This window comes from Streptomyces sp. ATCC 21386, assembly GCF_018728545.1.
Classification (GTDB): Bacteria; Actinomycetota; Actinomycetes; order Streptomycetales; family Streptomycetaceae; genus Streptomyces.
Genome location: NZ_JAAVVL010000001.1, coordinates 7,138,154 through 7,156,366, shown reverse-complemented (window position 1 = coordinate 7,156,366; position 18,213 = coordinate 7,138,154). Strand labels below are relative to the sequence as shown.

Sequence of the window (18,213 nt, the reverse complement as noted above, 5' to 3'; positions counted from 1 at the left end):
ATCACTCGGAGGCGCCCGGATGATCACACGGGGTCGTACGTCCGCTCCACCTTCTGCGTCCCGCTGCGCGTCCGGTACGACCGCGCCCAGGACGAGGTCGCGTCGGCCCTGGTCCGGTCGGACAGGACGTAGAAGTCCATCTGCGCCCGCGCGGCGGTGATGTCCAGGACGCCGTAGCCGTGCCGGTCGGTGTCGACCCAGTGGACGTGCCGGTTGGCGGCGCGGATCAGCGGCGAGGCCACGGCGGAGACGGTGCCCTCGGGGACCTTGACGAGGTCGTCGAGGTTGTCGGAGGTGACCGACGTGACGACGAACTCGGTGGCGGCGGAGGCCGACAGCGGGTACGTACCGGCGTTGACCGGCACGTCGTTGGCCCAGGCCATGTGGATGTCACCGGTGAGGAAGACGGTGTTGCGGATGGCGTTCTGCCGCAGGTGGGCGAGGAGTTCGCGGCGGTCGTCGGTGTAGCCGTCCCACTGGTCCGGGTTGAGGGCGAGCCCCTCCTTCGGCAGACCGAGCAGCTCGGCGAGGGGCTCGAAGAGGTCGGCGGTGAGATTGCCGAGGGCGAACGGGGCGATCATCACCGAGTTGCCGACCAGGCGCCAGGTCGTGTCGGAGGACTTGAGCCCGGCCTTCAGCCAGTCGAGCTGGGCCCGGCCCGTCAGCGTACGGTCCGGGTCGTCGACCTCGCCGTCGCCTATGCCCACCTGCTGCGACCGGAAGGAACGCAGGTCGAGGAGGGAGAGGTCGACGAGCTTGCCGAAGCGCAGCCGCCGGTAGGTGGTGCCCGCGACCGCCGGGCGCACCGGCATCCACTCGAAGTAGGCCTGCTTGGCCGCCGACGAACGGGCCGCCCAGGCGCCCTCCGTGCCCTCGGTGTGGTTCTCGGCGCCGCCCGACCAGGCGTCGTTGGCGATCTCGTGGTCGTCCCAGATGGCGACGACCGGCGCGGCCGCGTGCAGGGCCTGCAGGTCCGGGTCGGTCTTGTAACGGGCGTGCCGGACGCGGTAGTCGGCGAGGGAGAGGATCTCGTGGGCGGGCGCGTGCGGTCGTACGACCTTGTCGCGGGTGCCGTACTCGCCGGTGCCGTACTCGTAGATGTAGTCGCCGAGGTGGAGCCACGCGTCCAGGTCGCCGCGCGCGGCGAGATGCCGGTAGGCCGCGAAGTAGCCGCCCTCCCAGTTGGCGCAGGACACCACGCCGAAGCGCAGGCCGGTGACGGCGGCGTCGGCGGCCGGGGCGGTGCGGGTGCGGGCGGCCGGGGAGTCGATGCCGCCGGCCGAGAAACGGAACCAGTAGTCCGTGGCGGGCGCGAGGCCGCGCACGTCCGCCTTGACGGTGTGGTCGGAGGAGGCGCTCGCGGTCGTCGAACCCTTGGCGACGATCTGGGTGAACGCCTTGTCCCGGGCGACGGTCCAGCCGACCTCGACGTCCGGGCCGACACCGGAGCCGGGCAGCGCGGCGGCGGTGGGCGTCACCCGGGTCCACAGCAGGACACCGTCGGGCAGCGGATCACCGGAGGCGACACCGTGCAGGAAGGCGGGGGACTCGGCCGCGCGCGCCGGCATCGCGGCCGCCAGCGGTGCCGCGAGGACGGCTCCGGCCGTGGCCGCCTTGACCACCGTACGGCGGCTAGGGGCGGACGAACTCGTGGGCCGGGTGGGGGAGTCGGGTCTGGAGTGAGATCTGCGACTGGTCACGGCCGATGAGATTACTGATGGGTAGGGCCGTATGTAAGACAGAAGTCCGAAATCCGCTCAATGTTCAGACGGTCGTGCGCTGTTCGTCGGATCGCGCAGGGAGCGACCGCACGGACATCGCCCAAGTCGGCGGTCGTCGTGCGGGGTTGTCAGGGGGGTCCGGTGAGCCCGTGCCCGGCGTCGGTCACCAATCCTCGGCGTAGCGTCTGGCCAGGGCGATCAGGGCCGCGCGGTCGGCGCTGTCGGTGCGGTGGCGGAGGCTGGCGAGGTGCTTCTCGACCGTACGGGGGGACAGGAAGAGGTGTTCGGCGATCTCCTGGTTGCCGAGCCGGGCGGCGAGCAGCCGCAGCACCTCGTACTCCCGGGCGGTCACCCCCACACGGCGCAGTTCTCCCGGGATCGTGTCATGACCCTGGCGGCGGCGCGGCACGGGGGAGCCGGCGTCGCGCAGCAGGGCCCGGCACGCGGCGGACACGCGGGTGGTGCCCCGCTCGTGGAAGAACTGCTCGGCGGCGCGCAGCCATTCGACGGGCCGGCCCCAGCCGTCGACGAGCGCGGCCCGGGCGCCCAGCCGCATGCAGAGGTGGGCGGCCAGCGGGATCGCGGCGGTGCCGGTCAGGGCCTCCTCCGCCGTCTTGGCGGCCTCGGCCGTCCGCCCCTCGCGGCCCAGCAGGACGGCCCGGGACCAGCCGGCGAAGGGACGGTCCCAGTGGACCTGGGCGAGTCGTTCGGCGGCGGGACCGTCGAGTTCGTCCCAGTCGGCCGTGCCGTGCAGGGTGCGCAGCAGGAGGTACGGGCCGAGGAATCCGGTGACGCCACGAGTGCTGGGCAGGGCCCGCATGACGGCGTCCGCCTCGGTGAACTCGGCCAGCGCGCGGTCGGGTTCCTCCCGCAGCAGGGAGCAGATGCCCTGGGCCCAGCCCCACACGGAGGTGTCGGCGTACCCCCAGAGCGCCCCGGCGCTGCGCCCGGCGAGGGCGCGCTCCAGCGTGCGCAGGGTCGCGTCGAGCTTCTCGCGCTCCCCGAGCGAGGCGGCGATGATGCCGTCCACGCCGGCGCCGATCAACTCCACCTCGCGCAACCGCAGTCGGCGTGCCGTCTCCCGGAGGCGACGCGCGGCCTCCGTGGCCCGGTCCTGTTCGTCGCGCAGGACGTGGGCGAGGGTCAGATGCATGTCGGCCCAGGCGGTCATGAGCACCGCGCCGGTGTCCTCGGCGGCCCCGCGCGCGGCGTGCAGCCGGTCCGTGCCGGTGAACCGGACGCGGTCGAGCACGCCCAGTTCCAGCAGACCGCGGATCCGCCACACCGGCAGCGCGTGTGCCTCGGCGGTGGCGACCAGCCGGGCGAACGCGTCCTCCGCCTCGCCCAGGTCCCGGGGGCGCAGGCAGTAGCCGAGCATGTTGAGCGCCTTGCACGCCACCTCCGGCAGGCCCACCTCCTCGGCGGTCGCGACGGCACCCTCCGCGAGCGCACGGGCGCTCTCCAGTCGGTCCGGGCGCTGCGAGTTGAGCACGAGGTGGGCGGCGACCGCGTCCAGGGCTGCGCGGGACGCCGGGTCGGGCGTGTCGCCGAGCAGGTCCCTCGCCCGTTGCACGGCCGCCAGGCCCTCCTCCCACTGTTGGGCGGTCGCCGCGGCCCGGGCTCGGGTCAGGAAGCCCACCGCCCGACGGCCGGCCGGAGCGCCGGACACCGTCAGGACACGGTCCAGCCGGTCACCGAGTTCGGGTACGCGCCGAACGTCGCCGGTGAGGACGAGCGTGCCGAGCAGTTCCTCCAGCAGCCTGGCCACGGCCTCGGGCGGCGCGTCCGGCGTGTCGGCGATCAGTTCCAGGCCCCGGTCGAGGAGTTCGACGGCGGTCAGCAGCGCGCCCCGCGCGACGGCCTGACGACCGGCCCGGGCGAGCAGCACGGCCGCCCGCGCGGGCCGTCCCCCGGCGACACACAACTCCGCGGCGAGCCGGTACAGATCGTCACCGGCGCCTTCACCGAGGGGGCGGTGGGGGGCGCGCTTCGGTGTGTCGGGGAGACCGGCCGGCCCGGGGACGCGGTGCCGGCGGCCGGGTATGTCGGGTGACGTGGAGGCGGGGGCGTGGCCCGGGCCGGGCGTGTCGGGGGCCGGTGGGCCCGGGGTGTGCGGGCGTGTCGGGATGCCCGGGGCGGTGTGCGTCCCGTCGAGGCCCGGTTCCTCCTCGCCCGCTCCCCACGCCCCCTCGATCGCGTCCGCCGCCGCCAGGCACAGGGCCGCCCGTTCGGCGGGGAGCAGACGGTGGGCGATGGCGTCGGCCGTCAGGGCGTGGCGGAAGGTGTGCCAGCCGGGGTCGGCGGGGGTGGTGGCGCCGGAGACGAGGTGGGCGTGGGAGGCGTGACGCAGCTGGACGAGGGCGGTGGCGCGGTCCAGGCCGGCGACGCGGGCGGCGACGTCGACGGGGAAGCGCCGGCCGAGGACCGCCGCCGCCTCCAGGAGGGCGACACCGGCGGACGGCAGTTGGTCCACGCGTTGCAGGACGGCGGCTGCGACGGTGGCGGGGACCCCGGCGTCGAGGGAGCCGGTCACCGTCCAGCGGGAGTCCCCGCCCCGGGCGAGACCGCCGCCGTCGACCATGGCGCGCAGCAGTTCCTCCACGACGAAGGGGACGCCCTCGGACACGGTGTGCAGCCGGTTCAGTACCGCGGTCGGGACGTCCTCGGCGCAGTCGTGGCCCAGACAACGGGCCGCCAGCTCGGCGGTGCCGGCCGGCCCGAGGCGGGCGAGGCGGACGGTCCGGGCCGTACGACGGGCCGTGGCGGCCCCGGCGAGGTCGAGCGCCGGGCCGGACTCGCCGCGCAGGGTCGCCAACAGGACCGTCCGCTGCCCGGCGAGGTTGTCCGTCAGGTAGTCGACGATGGCGAGCGTGTCGGCGTCCGCGTCGTGCAGGTCCTCCAGCACCAGGACGCAGCCGCCGTCCCGGCCGAGGACCTGCAGCAGCCTCAGCACCGCCTCGGCGTATCCGACGAGCGGCGCGCCGTCCTGCGGTGCCAGCCCGCACAGCCGGGTCAACAGCGGTTCGTAGAGGCCCAGTTCACCGTCCGAGGGGGCCCCGTCGCCCCGTAACCCGGAGAACACGGCCTCCGCCAGAGGGCGCAGCGGCACCGCGCGCCCGGCGGACGCCGCTCGTCCGCGCAGGACACGCGCCCCGGCGTGCGCGGCGGCGGACGCGGCTTCCTCGACGAGCCGGGACTTGCCGATGCCGGGCTCGCCCAGCACGAAGACCGACGAACCCCGCCCGTCCCGGGCCGCCCGGACGACGGCCGCCAGAAGCTCGCGCTCCGCCTCCCGGCCGATCAGTGTGGGCGAGGACAGCGACGAGAACGACGGCTCCGCAGAGAACGACGGCTCCAAAGAGAAAGACGACAACTCCAGGCCCCCTGCGCCCTGTTGGGATGGTCGTGGCAACCCCCGCACGCCCCCGTACGCCTCGCGTACGTCCCCCCGGCAGGCGCCGGGGGCGCCGCCCCCGTACGACAGTCCGCCGGCAATTCCTCGCACGCGTCATCGAGGCGCGTACAGAGTAGCCCCCAGTTTCACAGGGGCCGCACAACTACATGGGGGTTCTTCCCCGATACCCGGCGCCCCGGAGTCCGGCACGCTGATGTCTCGGCAGGGCAGGGGGGACAGGGCATGACCCGGGGGGACATGCCCTGCCTGCTTCTTTTCTTTTTTGCGGCAGGGAGGTCGTCGATGCAGCGTGCCCGGGTGTGGGTCGCCGCCGGAGTGCTGGGCGTGGTCCTGTGCGGGTGCTCGTCATCCACCGGGAGCAGCGGAAGCACCGGAAGCAGCGGGGGAGGCAGTGGCGGCGGGTCGTCCGCCGGTGCCGCCGCCGACGAACCGGAGGTTCCGCTGACCACCCAGGACCTGGAGCGGGTCTGCACGGACGGTCTCGGCTTCGCGGGACTGCCGGCGTACGACCGTACGAAGAAGACGGTGCACCCGGCACAGCTCATGAACAGCACCGGCGACGGCTGGAACAGCAGCGTGCCCGTCGACGGCGACTTCCCGAAGGGCTGGTTCCTCGGCTACGAGGACAAGCCGGCCCAGACGGAGCTGGTCGTCTGCCTCGAGCGCACGAAGGCCACCGCGACCGGCAAGGTCTGCGACATGGAGGCCGACGGCAAGCCGTTGAAGATCAAGACGTACAACACCTCGTACCGGCTGCGGGTCGTCGAGGCGCGCACCGGCAAGGAGCAGTACGCGCACAGCGGCAAGGCCGAGTCCGACGAGTGCCCGGCCTACATCTTCACCTCCTCGGACGACGAGGACGCCGACAAGTACTACAACGAGGTCCGGCCCGAGGACTACCGGAAGCGGATCAAGCCGTACATCGCGCCGTAGCCGTAGCTGTAGCTGTAGCTGTAGCGCGATATGGGCGGGTGGGTGCCCGGGGGCCGGTCCCCCGGGCACCCACCCGCCCTGTGCTCGGCGCGGTACCTACTTGGTGACGCCCGCGTCCTTGAGCGCCTTCTCCCAGTCCGCGACCGAGGAGGGGTTGGTGATCGTCTTGTCATTGATCTTGATGGTCGGGGTCGACTCGACCCCCTCGGCGTCGTCGAAGGACTTGCTCATCCGCATCGCCCAGGCATCGTAGGTGCCCTTCTCGACCGCGTCCTGGAACTTCTTGTTGTTCTTCAGCGCGTCGACGGTGTTCGCGACCTTGATCAGATAGCTGTCCTTGGCGAACTCGTCGGTCGACTCCGACGGGTGGTACTTCGCGGAGTACAGCGCGGCCTTGTAGTCGAGGAAGGCCTCGGGGCTGACGTCCAGGGCGGCGCCGAGCGCGCTCAGCGCGTTCTTCGAACCCTCGCCGGTGAGGTTGCCGTCCAGGAAGGTGCCGAGGGTGAAGGAGAGCTTGTAGTCCCCGTCCTCCATGCCCTTGTCGACGGTCTCGCCGACGGTCTGCTCGAAGCTGGCGCAGGCCGGGCAGCGCGGGTCCTCGTACAGGTGGACCACGTTGTCGGACGTGGAGTCGCCGATCAGCACGGTGGTGCCGTTCTTGCCCGAGGTGTTGGCGGGGGCGACCACCGTGGCGTCGGCCGCCGCCTCCCACTTGGTGGGCTTGCTGTTCTGGACGACGGCGTAACCGACGCCACCCGCTATCGCGAGAACCGCGACGATCGACGACGCCACGATCGCCTGGCGCCTGACCTTCGCGCGCTTGGCCTGACGCTCGCGCTCCAGACGCAGCCGCTCACGGGCCGCCGACTTCGCCGCGTTGCTGTTCCGCTTGCTCATAAGGGTGACTCCCTGGGAAACGCGCACCCGGGGTGCGCGGATGGGTGGGACGGGGATGTGCTCGTGCTCGGAAGGCGGTCACGCGAAGGTGACCGAGCACGGCGGTCCACGCCGTCCCAGGGAATGGGCGAAGAGAAGGGTGCGGGCGGTGGCCGTACGGTCCGCCACCCGCCGCGGCCGGTGCTCGGCGGGGGCGGGCCGCACCAGGACGGAGGCGACCGCGAGCAGCAACGGCCGGAAACCGGCGGCGACCGCGGCGTCCAGCAGCTGGGCCAGCGCCCGCTCGCCCCGCCGCAGCCAGGCGGCGGCCAGCAGCCCCACGCCGACGTGTGCGGCGAGCAGCAGCCAGGCTGCGCTCGGACCGGCACCGGCCAGCAGAGCGGCCGCCCGCTCTGAGCCGCCGGTGACCCGCGCCAGCGGCGCGCCGACACTGCCGCCGCACAGCACCTCGAGCCCGAGCTGCCGCAGCGGACCGGTGACTGGACCGCCCGCCTCGCCGTAACAGGCGTGCTGGCCCGTGGTGAACACCGTGTCGGCGGCCAGCTCCAGCGGAATCAGCACGGAGGCGATCCGCCCGAAGCCGCGCTCACGGCCGGCCAGCGCGTACGAGACGGCGAAGACGGCGGCGGTGATCGCGGCGACGGCGGTCAGCGGGAGCGGGACCCCGGACAGCAGCACGTGCGACGCGGTGCCGAGCGTCACGACGACAGCCGTGAACAGCGCCGCGCGTACGGCTCTGAAATGGGTCCCGGGTATATCCATGGCGTTGGAGAGTCTCCCACGGACACCCGTAAGGGAGCGCTAAAAGGCGCCTGTGAGTGCCGGACGGGGATGCCGGACGGCTACAGACCGGGGATCCGGCCGTTGCGGAAGAGGTCGACGAAGATCTGGTGGTCCGCACGCGCCCGGGCGCCGTACGCGTGGGCGAAGTCCACCAGGAGCGGCGCGAAGCCCTCCTCGTCGGCCGCGATCGCCGCGTCGATGGCCCGCTCCGTGGAGAACGGCACCAGGGACTGCCCGGTCAGGTCGTCCGCCGCCGCGTGCATCGTGGCCGTGGCCCGGCCGAGGTCGGCGACGACCGCCGCGATCTCCTCCGGGTCGTCGATGTCGCTCCAGTCCAGGTCGACCGCGTACGGCGACACCTCGGCGACCAGTTGCCCGGCGCCGTCCAGCTCGGTCCAGCCCAGCCACGGGTCCGCGTGCGCCTGCAGCGCCCGCTGGGAGATCACCGTGCGGTGGCCCTCGTGCTCGAAGTAGTCACGGATGCGCTGGTCGGTGATGTGCCGGGAGACGGCCGGGGTCTGGGCCTGCTTGATGTAGATCACGACATCGTTCTCCAGGGCGTCGCTCTGCCCCTCCAGCAGGATGTTGTAGGACGGCAGTCCCGCCGAGCCGATGCCGATGCCCCGGCGGCCGACGACGTCCTTCACCCGGTAGGAGTCCGGGCGCGTCAGGGACGACTCGGGGAGCGTCTCCAGATAGCCGTCGAAGGCGGCCAGCACCTTGTAGCGGGTGGCCGCGTCCAGCTCGACGGAGCCGCCGCCCGGCGCGAAGCGGCGCTCGAAGTCGCGGATCTCCGTCATCGAGTCCAGCAGGCCGAAGCGGGTCAGCGAGCGGGCGTCGCGCAGCGCGTCCAGCAGCGGGCCCTGGGCGGTGTCCAGCGTGAACGGGGGCACCTCGTCCCGCTTGGCACCGGTCGCTATGGCGTGGATCCGCTCGCGGTAGGCGGCCGCGTAGGTCTCCACCAGCTCCGTGATCTGCTCGTCGCTGAGCGCCTTCGCGTACCCGATGAGCGCCACGGAGGCGGCGAAGCGCTTCAGGTCCCAGGTGAAGGGGGCGACGTAGGCCTCGTCGAAGTCGTTCACGTTGAAGATCAGGCGGCCCGTGGAGTCCATGTACGTGCCGAAGTTCTCCGCGTGCAGGTCGCCGTGGATCCACACCCGCGAGGTGCGCTCGTCCAGGTACGGGCCGGCACCTTCGCTCCCACCGCCCTGCCCGGCGTTCTCCTCCTCCAGGTCGTTGTAGAACAGGCACGCCGTGCCCCGGTAGAACGCGAAGGCCGAGGCCGCCATCTTCCGGAACTTCACGCGGAACGCGGCCGGGTCGGCGGCCAGGAGCTGGCCGAAGGCGGTGTCGAAGACGGCGAGGATCTCCTCACCGCGTCGCTCGTCGTTGAGCTGCGGAACCGACATCGCTGGGTGCCTCCTGGTGGATCACGGGTGGGTCGACCTCACAACGTGCGAGCGCGCACGGGAGTGCCCACGACTCCTCCCCGAAAGGTACGGGGGAGAGCCCTCGCCGTGTCAGTCCCGAGGCATAGACTTCGACGCTGTCCCCCAGACTGTCCGCAGCCCGTGGGGAAGTCGTTCACGCCTGTTTTCCCTGTGTCCCCTGGAGGCCGAAGCCGTGTCAAAGCCGCCGTTCACGCACCTGCACGTCCACACCCAGTACTCGCTGCTGGACGGTGCCGCGCGGCTCAAGGACATGTTCAACGCGTGCAACGAGATGGGCATGACCCACATCGCCATGTCCGACCACGGCAACCTGCACGGGGCGTACGACTTCTTCCACTCCGCGAAGAAGGCCGGTGTCACCCCGATCATCGGCATCGAGGCGTACGTCGCCCCCGAGTCCCGCCGCAACAAGCGCAAGATCCAGTGGGGCCAGCCGCACCAGAAGCGGGACGACGTGTCCGGTTCGGGTGGTTACACGCACAAGACGATCTGGGCGGCGAACAAGACCGGTCTGCACAACCTCTTCAAGCTCTCCTCCGACGCGTACGCCGAGGGCTGGTTGCAGAAGTGGCCCCGGATGGACAAGGAGACCATCTCCCAGTGGTCCGAGGGGCTCATCGCCTCCACCGGCTGCCCCTCCGGAGAGCTGCAGACCCGGCTGCGCCTCGGCCAGTTCGACGAGGCCCTGAAGTCCGCCGCCGAGTACCAGGACATCTTCGGCAAGGACCGCTACTTCCTGGAGCTGATGGACCACGGCATCGAGATCGAGCACCGGGTCCGCGACGGCCTGCTGGAGATCGGCAAGAAGCTCGGCATCCCCCCGCTGGTCACCAACGACTCGCACTACACCTACGCGCACGAGGCGACCGCACACGACGCCCTGCTGTGCATCCAGACCGGCAAGAACCTCTCCGACCCGGACCGCTTCAAGTTCGACGGCACCGGCTACTACCTGAAGTCCACGGACGAGATGTACGCCATCGACTCCTCGGACGCCTGGCAGGAGGGCTGCGCCAACACCCTGCTGGTCGCCGAGCAGATCGACACCACGGGCATGTTCGAGGCCCGGAACCTGATGCCGAAGTTCGACATCCCCGAGGGGTACACGGAGGTCAGCTGGTTCCGCGAGGAGACCATGCGCGGCATGCACCGCCGCTTCCCCGACGGCATCCCGGACGACCGCATGAAGCAGGTCGAGTACGAGATGGACACCATCATCTCGATGGGCTTCCCGGGCTACTTCCTCGTGGTCGCCGACTTCATCATGTGGGCCAAGAAGCAGGGCATCGCGGTCGGCCCCGGCCGAGGCTCCGCGGCCGGCTCGATCGTCGCGTACGCCATGGGTATCACCGACCTCGACCCGATCCCGCACGGTCTGATCTTCGAGCGGTTCCTCAACCCCGAGCGCATCTCCATGCCCGATGTCGACATCGACTTCGACGAGCGCAGGCGCGTCGAGGTGATCCGGTACGTGACGGAGAAGTACGGCGCCGACAAGGTCGCCATGATCGGCACCTACGGCAAGATCAAGGCGAAGAACGCCATCAAGGACTCCGCGCGCGTGCTGGGCTACCCGTACGCGATGGGCGACCGGCTCACCAAGGCCATGCCCGCCGACGTCCTCGGCAAGGGCATCGACCTCAACGGCATCACCGATCCCTCCCACCCCCGCTACTCGGAGGCGGGCGAGATCCGGGCGATGTACGAGAACGAACCGGACGTGAAGAAGGTCATCGACACCGCCAAGGGCGTCGAGGGCCTGGTCCGGCAGATGGGTGTGCACGCGGCCGGCGTGATCATGTCCAGTGAGCCGATCGTCGACCACGCCCCGATCTGGGTGCGGCACACCGACGGCGTGACCATCACCCAGTGGGACTACCCGCAGTGCGAGTCGCTCGGCCTGCTGAAGATGGACTTCCTCGGCCTGCGCAACCTCACGATCATGGACGACGCCATCAAGATGGTGAAGGCCAACAAGGGCATCGACCTGGAGATGCTCGCCCTCCCGCTGGACGACCCCAAGACCTTCGAACTGCTCTGCCGCGGTGACACACTCGGCGTCTTCCAGTTCGACGGCGGCCCGATGCGCTCCCTGCTCCGCCAGATGCAGCCCGACAACTTCGAGGACATCTCCGCCGTCTCGGCCCTGTACCGGCCCGGCCCGATGGGCATGAACTCGCACATCAACTACGCCGAGCGCAAGAACGGCCGCCAGGAGATCACCCCGATCCACAAGGAGCTGGAGGAGCCGCTCCAGGAGGTCCTCGCGGTCACCTACGGCCTGATCGTCTACCAGGAGCAGGTGCAGAAGGCCGCCCAGATCATCGCCGGGTACTCGCTCGGCGAGGCCGACATCCTCCGCCGCGTGATGGGTAAGAAGAAGCCCGAGGAACTGGCGAAGAACTTCACCATCTTCCAGGCCGGCGCCCAGAAGAACGGCTACAGCGACGAGGCCATCCAGGCCCTGTGGGACGTGCTGGTCCCCTTCGCGGGCTACGCCTTCAACAAGGCCCACTCCGCCGCGTACGGCCTGGTCTCCTACTGGACGGCGTACCTCAAGGCCAACTACCCGGCCGAGTACATGGCCGCGCTGCTCACCTCCGTCAAGGACGACAAGGACAAGTCGGCGGTCTACCTCAACGAGTGCCGGCGCATGAAGATCAAGGTGCTCCCGCCGAACGTCAACGAGTCGGAGCACAACTTCGCCGCCCAGGGCGACGACGTGATCCTCTTCGGCCTCGAAGCCGTGCGCAACGTCGGTACGAACGTGGTGGAGTCGATCATCCGAAGCCGCAAGGCCAAGGGGAAGTACGCCTCCTTCCCGGACTACCTCGACAAGGTCGAGGCGGTCGCCTGCAACAAGCGCACCACGGAGTCGCTGATCAAGGCGGGCGCGTTCGACACGATGGGGCACACCCGCAAGGGCCTCACCGCGCACTTCGACTCGATGATCGACAACGTGGTCGCGGTCAAGCGCAAGGAGGCCGAGGGCCAGTTCGACCTCTTCGGCGGCATGGGCGAGGACGACAGCAGCGAACCGGGCTTCGGGCTCGACGTGGAGTTCACCACGGAGGAGTGGGACAAGACCTATCTTCTCGCCCAGGAGCGGGAGATGCTCGGTCTCTACGTCTCCGACCACCCCCTCTTCGGCCTGGAGCACGTGCTCTCCGACAAGGCCGACGCGGGCATCGCCCAGCTCACCGGCGGTGAGCACGCGGACGGCGCGGTCGTCACCATCGGCGGCATCATCTCGGGCCTCCAGCGCAAGATGACCAAGCAGGGCAACGCCTGGGCCATCGCCACCGTCGAGGACCTCGCCGGCTCCATCGAGTGCATGTTCTTCCCGGCGACCTACCAGCTGGTCTCGACGCAACTCGTCGAGGACGCCGTCGTGTTCGTCAAGGGCCGCCTCGACAAGCGCGAGGACGTACCGCGGCTGGTCGCCATGGAGATGCAGGTCCCCGACCTGTCGAACGCGGGCACCAACGCGCCGGTGATCCTCACCATCCCCGCCACCCGGGTCACCCCGCCCATGGTCAGCCGGCTGGGCGAGATCCTCACCCACCACAAGGGCGACAGCGAGGTCCGGATCAGGCTCCAGGGGCCGACCAGGACGACCGTCCTCCGTCTCGACCGGCACCGGGTCAAGCCCGACCCGGCCCTCTTCGGGGACCTGAAGGTACTGCTCGGACCGTCCTGCCTGGCCGGCTGAGCGGACCCGGGCGGACCAGGGGTCCGGCGGGCGTGAACGCGCGAGGGGCGCATCCGGAGTTCCGGACGCGCCCCTCGGTGTATCTGGGCTGCAACAGCCTTAACGCAGATGTCAGTTGTGACCGAAGCGCTTCTGCCGGCCCTTGCGGGCCATGTCGCCCGGCGTCACCTGGGTCGCGCGCTGCTCGGCCTGCGACTCCAGCGAGGACTGCTGGGCGTGCTGCTGACCACGCTCGGACTGCGGCTGCTTGCGGTCCTGCTTCTTGTTCTTGGCCATGGTGATCTGCCTCCTGTGGGGGATCTAGGGGCCAGGGCCGCGACCAGACTCACATAGCATGACAAGGCGCGCATTTCGGAAAATCACCGTCCGTGACGAGAGTTGTCGGACCGCGGGCCGCGACCACGGGGGCGCGCGCCCGGATACGCCACGCCGAAGATCGAGTTCCGGCCGTTAAGCTCCGCGCGGTCGGGCAGACTCGAAGGAAGCCCTAAGCAAACCTCCCGGAAAGAGGGTGGATCGCGTGGACCGCTGCATCGTCCTGGTGGACGCCGGGTATCTGCTCGGCGCGGCCGCCAGCCTCCTTGCCGGGGAACCCTCCCGCTCCCGCATCACCGTCGATCACGCCGCCCTCATCCAGGGGCTGCGCGAGCGCGCCGAGGCCGACACGGAACGGCCGTTGCTGCGCATCTACTGGTTCGACGGCGCCCCCGACCGCGTCCCGCAGCCCGAGCACCGCAGGCTGCGCGTGATGCCCCGGGTGACCGTCCGGCTGGGTGCGCTGACCCGCAGCGACGGGCGCTGGGCGCAGAAGGGCGTGGACGCCGCCATGCACGCCGAACTGACCGAACTGGCCCGCAACCGCGCCTGCTCCGACGTGGTCCTCGTGACCGGCGACGGAGATCTGCTGCCGGGCATGATGGCCGCCAAGGAACACGGCGTCGCCGTCCACCTCTGGGCCGTGCAGGCCGCCGACGGCGACTACAACCAGTCCGAGGACCTGGTGGCCGAGGCCGACGAGCGGCGGGTGCTCGACCGGATGTGGATCACCAAGGCCGTACGCGCCAAGGACCTCGGCGGGATCTGCGCGCCCCAGCCTGTGCCGCGGCCGGAGATCGCCGCGATCCTGTCGGCGCCGCTGCCCGAGTCGGCGCTCGCGGCGGCCGCCGAACGGGCGCCCGGAGAACCCGAACACGCGTCGGCGGACGGCGCCGCGCGCAACGGCGGCGAGGAACGGACGGCCGCGCCGAAGGGCGTACCGACACCGAAGGACCTGGCGGCGATGCGCGGGCCGGGGGCCCACGCCGTGCAGCATCCGGCCACCGCCACGCTCAGGTGGTCCTCCGACAAGGGCTGGGTGGACCGGCCCGGAGGTGCGGCGGAGCCGCCCGAGGCCGCGGCGATGCCGACACTGGCGCAGCTGACCACGGCGGAGCAGCGGTGGGCCGACCGGGAGGAGGACATCACGACCGTCGGAGGCGACCCCTTCGAGGTCGGCCAGGTGTTCGCCCGGCGGTGGATGGCCCGGCTGACCGACCAGTCGCACCTGCAGAAACTGTCCGGGATGTACCCCCGGGTGCCGCACCGGGTGGACGGGGAGTTGCTGCGCTACGCCGCCCGGTTCGGGCTGCTGGCGCACAAGGACGACCAGATCGACGAGCACGACCGGTACGCGATCCGGGCCGGGTTCTGGCGGGAGATCGACGTACGGACGGGGGTCGAGCACGCGCCGGTGGGGGAGCGGTAGGGCGCCCAGGAGCTCGGGAGTGCCTGTTCGCGGGCGACCGCGGGCGGGTTGTGGCTGGTCGCGCCCACGCGGCGGTGCCGCATGTGTGACAGCCCCGCCCCCTGGAGGGGCGCGCTGCACTGCCCCGGAGACAGGAGGACGCCCCGGACCCCGTAGGCTCGTCCCTCGTGAGTACGCGTACGGCACAGGCGGTCCGGCATGGCGGGGATGTCGTGTGCGCTGTGCGGGGGCTCACCAAGACCTATCCGGCGACCCGGGGACGGCGCGGGACACCGGGGACCCCCGAGGTGCGGGCCAACGACGCGGTGGCCCTGGAGGTCGGGCGCGGAGAGATCTTCGGGCTGCTCGGACCCAACGGGGCCGGCAAGACCACGCTCGTCCGGCAGCTGACCGGGCTGATGCGACCCGACGACGGCACCGTCGAGATCCTGGGCCACGACATCGTGCGGCACCCGGAGCGGGCCGCCCGGATCCTCGCCTATCTGGGCCAGGAGTCCACCGCCCTCGACGAGCTGACCGTGGCGCTCGCCGCCGAGACCACCGGACGGCTGCGCGGGCTGGACGTACGGAGGGCGCGGGCCGAGCGGGACGCCGTGCTGGAGGAGCTGGGGCTGACCGGGCTCGCCGCGCGGCCGCTGAAGAAGCTGTCCGGCGGGCAGCGGCGGCTCGCCTGCTTCGCCACCGCGCTGGTCGGGGAGCGTCCGCTGCTCGTGCTCGACGAGCCGACCAGCGGCATGGACCCGGTGGCCCGGCGCGCCGTGTGGGCCGCCGTCGACCGGCGGCGCGCCGAGTCCGGCACCACCGTCCTGCTGGTCACCCACAACGTCATCGAGGCCGAGACCGTGCTCGACCGGGTCGCCGTCCTCGACAAGGGCCGGGTCATCGCCTGCGACACGCCGGCCGGACTGAAGGAGCGGGTCGCGGGCGAGGTGCGGGTCGAACTGGTGTGGCGCGAGAAGGCACCGCTGGACGTGCCCGAGGTCGCGGCCCTGCGCCCCCGCGCCGTGGAGTCCGGGCGCCGTTGGACGCTCCGGCTCGCGCCCGAGGAGGCGCGGGCCGTGGTGGCCACCGTGACCGGGGGCGCCGCCTTCGTGGCGCTCGACGACTTCACCCTCGCCACGCCGAGTCTGGAGGACGTCTATCTGGCGCTCGGCGGCAGCGCGGGCAGTGCGCAGGGGCTGGTCAAGGGGTGAGGGACGCGGGCGTGAGCAGGAGAGCAGTCGGTGCGCGGGTGAACGCCGGGGCTGCCGCAGCCGTACGAAAATGGGCGACAGCCGAAGCGAAGAGGAGCAGCTCGACGTGAGTGTCGTACCCGCCGAGATCCTGCCGGGCAAGGCCCTGGCCGTCGAGGAGCGCGTGGAGCGCGGAGCCGCCGAGCTCGGGCCCCGCGCGCGCCTGTGGCCCTCGCTCTGCGCGGTGTACCGGGCGCAGCTGTCCCGGGCGCGGGTCGCGCGGATCCCGCTGCTGTTCGTCGCCACCTTCCAGTCCGTCGGGATCATGATCCTGATGCGGGGAGTGGTGGACGGCGGGGCCGAGGCGCACGCCGTGGTCGCCGGTTCGGCGGTGCTCGTCGTCGCCTTCGTCGCGCTGAACCTGCTGGCGCAGTACTTCGGGCAGCTGCGGTCCAGCGGCGGGCTCGACCACTACGCGACCCTGCCGGTGCCGCCGGCGGCCGTGGTGCTGGGCGCGGCGGGGGCCTATGCCTCCTTCACCGTGCCGGGGGCCGTCGTGACCGCCGTCTTCGGCTGTGTGCTCTTCGGGCTGCCGCTGACCCACCTCTGGGTGCTCGCCGCCGTGATCCCGCTCGCCGGGGCCGCGCTCGCCGGACTGGGCGCCGCGCTCGGGCTGCTCGCCCCGCGCCCGGAACTCGCCACCGTCCTCGGACAGCTCGGCATGTCGGCGGCGCTGCTGCTGGGCGTGCTGCCGGCCGACCGGATGCCGGGGTTCGTCCAGTTCGCCCGGGACCTGCTGCCGTCGACGTACGGCGTGGAGGCCTTCGCACGGACCTTCGGGCCGCACCCCGACTGGGCGTTCGTGCTCGGGGACCTCGCCGTGTGCGCGGGGGTCGGGGTCGTCTCGCTCGCCGTCGCCACCTGGGCGTACCGGCGGGCCGCCGTCCGGTGACGCGGCGCACGACTGGGCCTGGCACGATGGCAGGGTGACCGCACCGTTGACTCCTCCACCGCCGCCGCACAACCAGTCCCCGGACGACCCCTGGGCTCCGCCGCCCGCCGGCGGTGGGGGCGGGGCGGAAACCTGGTACGGGCCGGAGGAACCGCCGGCCGACCCCGGGCTCAGGACCGAGTTGATCGAGGCCGCCGTCGTCACGGTGGTCATGGCGCTGCTCGGCGGCGCGCTGCTGGGCATCCTGTGGTGGTGGCTCGCGCCGCACGTGCCGCTCGTCTCCGACGGGTCGGCGGTCTACTTCAAGGAGACCGAGGGCGAGCAGGCCGTGGGGGTCGACGGAACGTTCACGCTGCTGGCCCTGGGCGCGGGTGCGCTCAGCGCGCTCGTCGTCTTCCTGCTGCGCCGGCGCGGTGGGGTGCCGCTCGTCGTGGCGCTCATGGTCGGCGGGCTGCTCGGAGCCGTGCTGGCGTGGCGGCTCGGGGTGTGGCTCGGGCCCGGGACCGATGTCGCCGCGCGGGCGAAGGAGGCCGGGCGGGGGGTGACGTTCTCGGCGCCGCTGAAGCTCGGGGCGAAGGGGGCGCTGCTGGTGTGGCCGTTCGCCGCGTTGTTGGTGCACCTGGGGCTGACGGCGATGTTCGGGCCGCGGGATCCTGAACCGCCGCGTGCGGCTGAGCCGGGGAAGGACGGGTACGGCGCGCCGGTGGTGTGACGTTCGCGGGCGCCTGATAGCTCGGCGTGCGTTGGCGGCTGCCGCCCGGTGGGGCTTATCGCGCAGTTCCCCGCGCCCCTGAAAAGCAGGGGCTGCGCCCGTGCTTTTCGGCCCGAAAGGGCCGTAGGCCCTCAAGGGGCGCGGGGAACTGCGCGACCAGCCCCCACGCACCCGAGGCCGAAAACGCGCCGCCTCCCGGAGGGTCACGCGCGAGCGATCGGCGCGGACACCGCCTCCGTGAGCTTCGCGAGGTCCCCCGGGGACAGTTCGACCTCCAGGCCCCGGCGCCCGGCCGAGACGCAGATCGTCGCGTGGGCGTCAGCGGACGCGTCCAGCACCGTGCGGAGCCGCTTGCGCTGGCCGAGGGGGGAGATACCGCCACGGACATAGCCGGTCGTGCGCTCCGCGAGCGTGGGATCGGCCATCGTCGCCCGCTTGCCGCCGACCGCCGTCGCCAGCGCCTTCAGGTCCAGCGAGCCCGACACCGGCACGACGGCCACCACGAGCGCGCCGTCGACATCCGCCACCAGGGTCTTGAAGACCCGCTCGGGCGACACGCCCATCGCCTCGGCCGCCTCCTCGCCGTAGGAGGGATGCGCCGGATCGTGCTCGTAGGCGTGCACGGTGAACTCCGCGCCCGCCGCCGTCAGGGCCACCGTCGCCGGCGTGCCACCCGCCTGCTGCTTCTTCGACTTCTTCGCCATCGGCCTTCTCGTGTGCG

At 71.7% G+C, this 18,213-nt stretch carries 13 protein-coding genes; 6 read left to right on the top strand and 7 right to left on the bottom strand.

What is annotated here, in order from left to right; translation table 11 throughout:
• Positions 1–23 precede the first annotated feature (23 nt).
• On the bottom strand, positions 24–1,700 hold the full coding sequence (locus tag GWK25_RS30770) for an alkaline phosphatase (protein WP_215454641.1): 1,677 nt from the start codon (positions 1,698–1,700) through the stop codon (positions 24–26).
• A gap of 184 nt (positions 1,701–1,884) precedes the next feature.
• Entirely contained in the window at positions 1,885–5,094 is a 3,210-nt protein-coding gene (locus GWK25_RS30765) for an AAA family ATPase (RefSeq protein WP_251829109.1), read from the bottom strand.
• A 324-nt stretch (positions 5,095–5,418) separates the two neighbouring features.
• Between GWK25_RS30765 and GWK25_RS30760 the strand changes: the two genes are divergently transcribed.
• Positions 5,419–6,069, top strand: a complete 651-nt coding sequence (locus GWK25_RS30760) for a hypothetical protein (RefSeq protein ID WP_215454640.1) — start codon at positions 5,419–5,421, stop codon at positions 6,067–6,069.
• A gap of 96 nt (positions 6,070–6,165) precedes the next feature.
• Here the strand turns inward: GWK25_RS30760 and GWK25_RS30755 are convergent, their stop codons facing one another.
• From GWK25_RS30755 to GWK25_RS30745, 3 genes are all read right to left on the bottom strand, one after another.
• Complete coding sequence (locus GWK25_RS30755; RefSeq protein ID WP_215454639.1) at positions 6,166–6,966, bottom strand: DsbA family protein; 801 nt, start codon at positions 6,964–6,966, stop codon at positions 6,166–6,168.
• Between the two features lie 78 nt (positions 6,967–7,044).
• A complete protein-coding gene (locus tag GWK25_RS30750) occupies positions 7,045–7,728 on the bottom strand; it encodes a hypothetical protein (RefSeq protein ID WP_215454638.1) in 684 nt (227 codons plus the stop codon).
• Between the two features lie 80 nt (positions 7,729–7,808).
• Entirely contained in the window at positions 7,809–9,158 is a 1,350-nt protein-coding gene (locus tag GWK25_RS30745) for a DUF2252 domain-containing protein (RefSeq protein ID WP_215454637.1), read from the bottom strand.
• Positions 9,159–9,372: 214 nt separating this feature from the next.
• Between GWK25_RS30745 and dnaE the strand changes: the two genes are divergently transcribed.
• Complete coding sequence (gene dnaE / locus GWK25_RS30740) at positions 9,373–12,912, top strand: DNA polymerase III subunit alpha (protein WP_215454636.1); 3,540 nt, start codon at positions 9,373–9,375, stop codon at positions 12,910–12,912.
• A gap of 111 nt (positions 12,913–13,023) precedes the next feature.
• On the opposite strand, the gene GWK25_RS30735 is transcribed toward dnaE, so the two are convergent.
• Positions 13,024–13,188 carry a hypothetical protein gene (locus GWK25_RS30735; protein WP_215454635.1) on the bottom strand — a complete coding sequence of 55 codons (165 nt, stop codon included), beginning with the start codon at positions 13,186–13,188 and terminating at the stop codon, positions 13,024–13,026.
• A 244-nt stretch (positions 13,189–13,432) separates the two neighbouring features.
• Here GWK25_RS30735 and GWK25_RS30730 point away from each other — a divergent pair, with 244 nt between their 5' ends.
• From GWK25_RS30730 to GWK25_RS30715, 4 genes are all read left to right on the top strand, one after another.
• Positions 13,433–14,656, top strand: coding sequence for an NYN domain-containing protein (locus GWK25_RS30730; RefSeq protein ID WP_215454634.1), 1,224 nt, complete (start codon positions 13,433–13,435; stop codon positions 14,654–14,656).
• 167 nt (positions 14,657–14,823) lie between these two features.
• A complete protein-coding gene (locus tag GWK25_RS30725) occupies positions 14,824–15,849 on the top strand; it encodes an ABC transporter ATP-binding protein (protein ID WP_215454633.1) in 1,026 nt (341 codons plus the stop codon).
• A 106-nt stretch (positions 15,850–15,955) separates the two neighbouring features.
• Positions 15,956–16,780 carry an ABC transporter permease gene (locus GWK25_RS30720; protein WP_215454632.1) on the top strand — a complete coding sequence of 275 codons (825 nt, stop codon included), beginning with the start codon at positions 15,956–15,958 and terminating at the stop codon, positions 16,778–16,780.
• A 34-nt stretch (positions 16,781–16,814) separates the two neighbouring features.
• Positions 16,815–17,492, top strand: coding sequence for a DUF2567 domain-containing protein (locus tag GWK25_RS30715; RefSeq protein WP_215454631.1), 678 nt, complete (start codon positions 16,815–16,817; stop codon positions 17,490–17,492).
• Between the two features lie 203 nt (positions 17,493–17,695).
• On the opposite strand, the gene ybaK is transcribed toward GWK25_RS30715, so the two are convergent.
• Positions 17,696–18,196 carry a Cys-tRNA(Pro) deacylase gene (ybaK, locus tag GWK25_RS30710; RefSeq protein WP_215454630.1) on the bottom strand — a complete coding sequence of 167 codons (501 nt, stop codon included), beginning with the start codon at positions 18,194–18,196 and terminating at the stop codon, positions 17,696–17,698.
• Positions 18,197–18,213 lie beyond the last annotated feature (17 nt).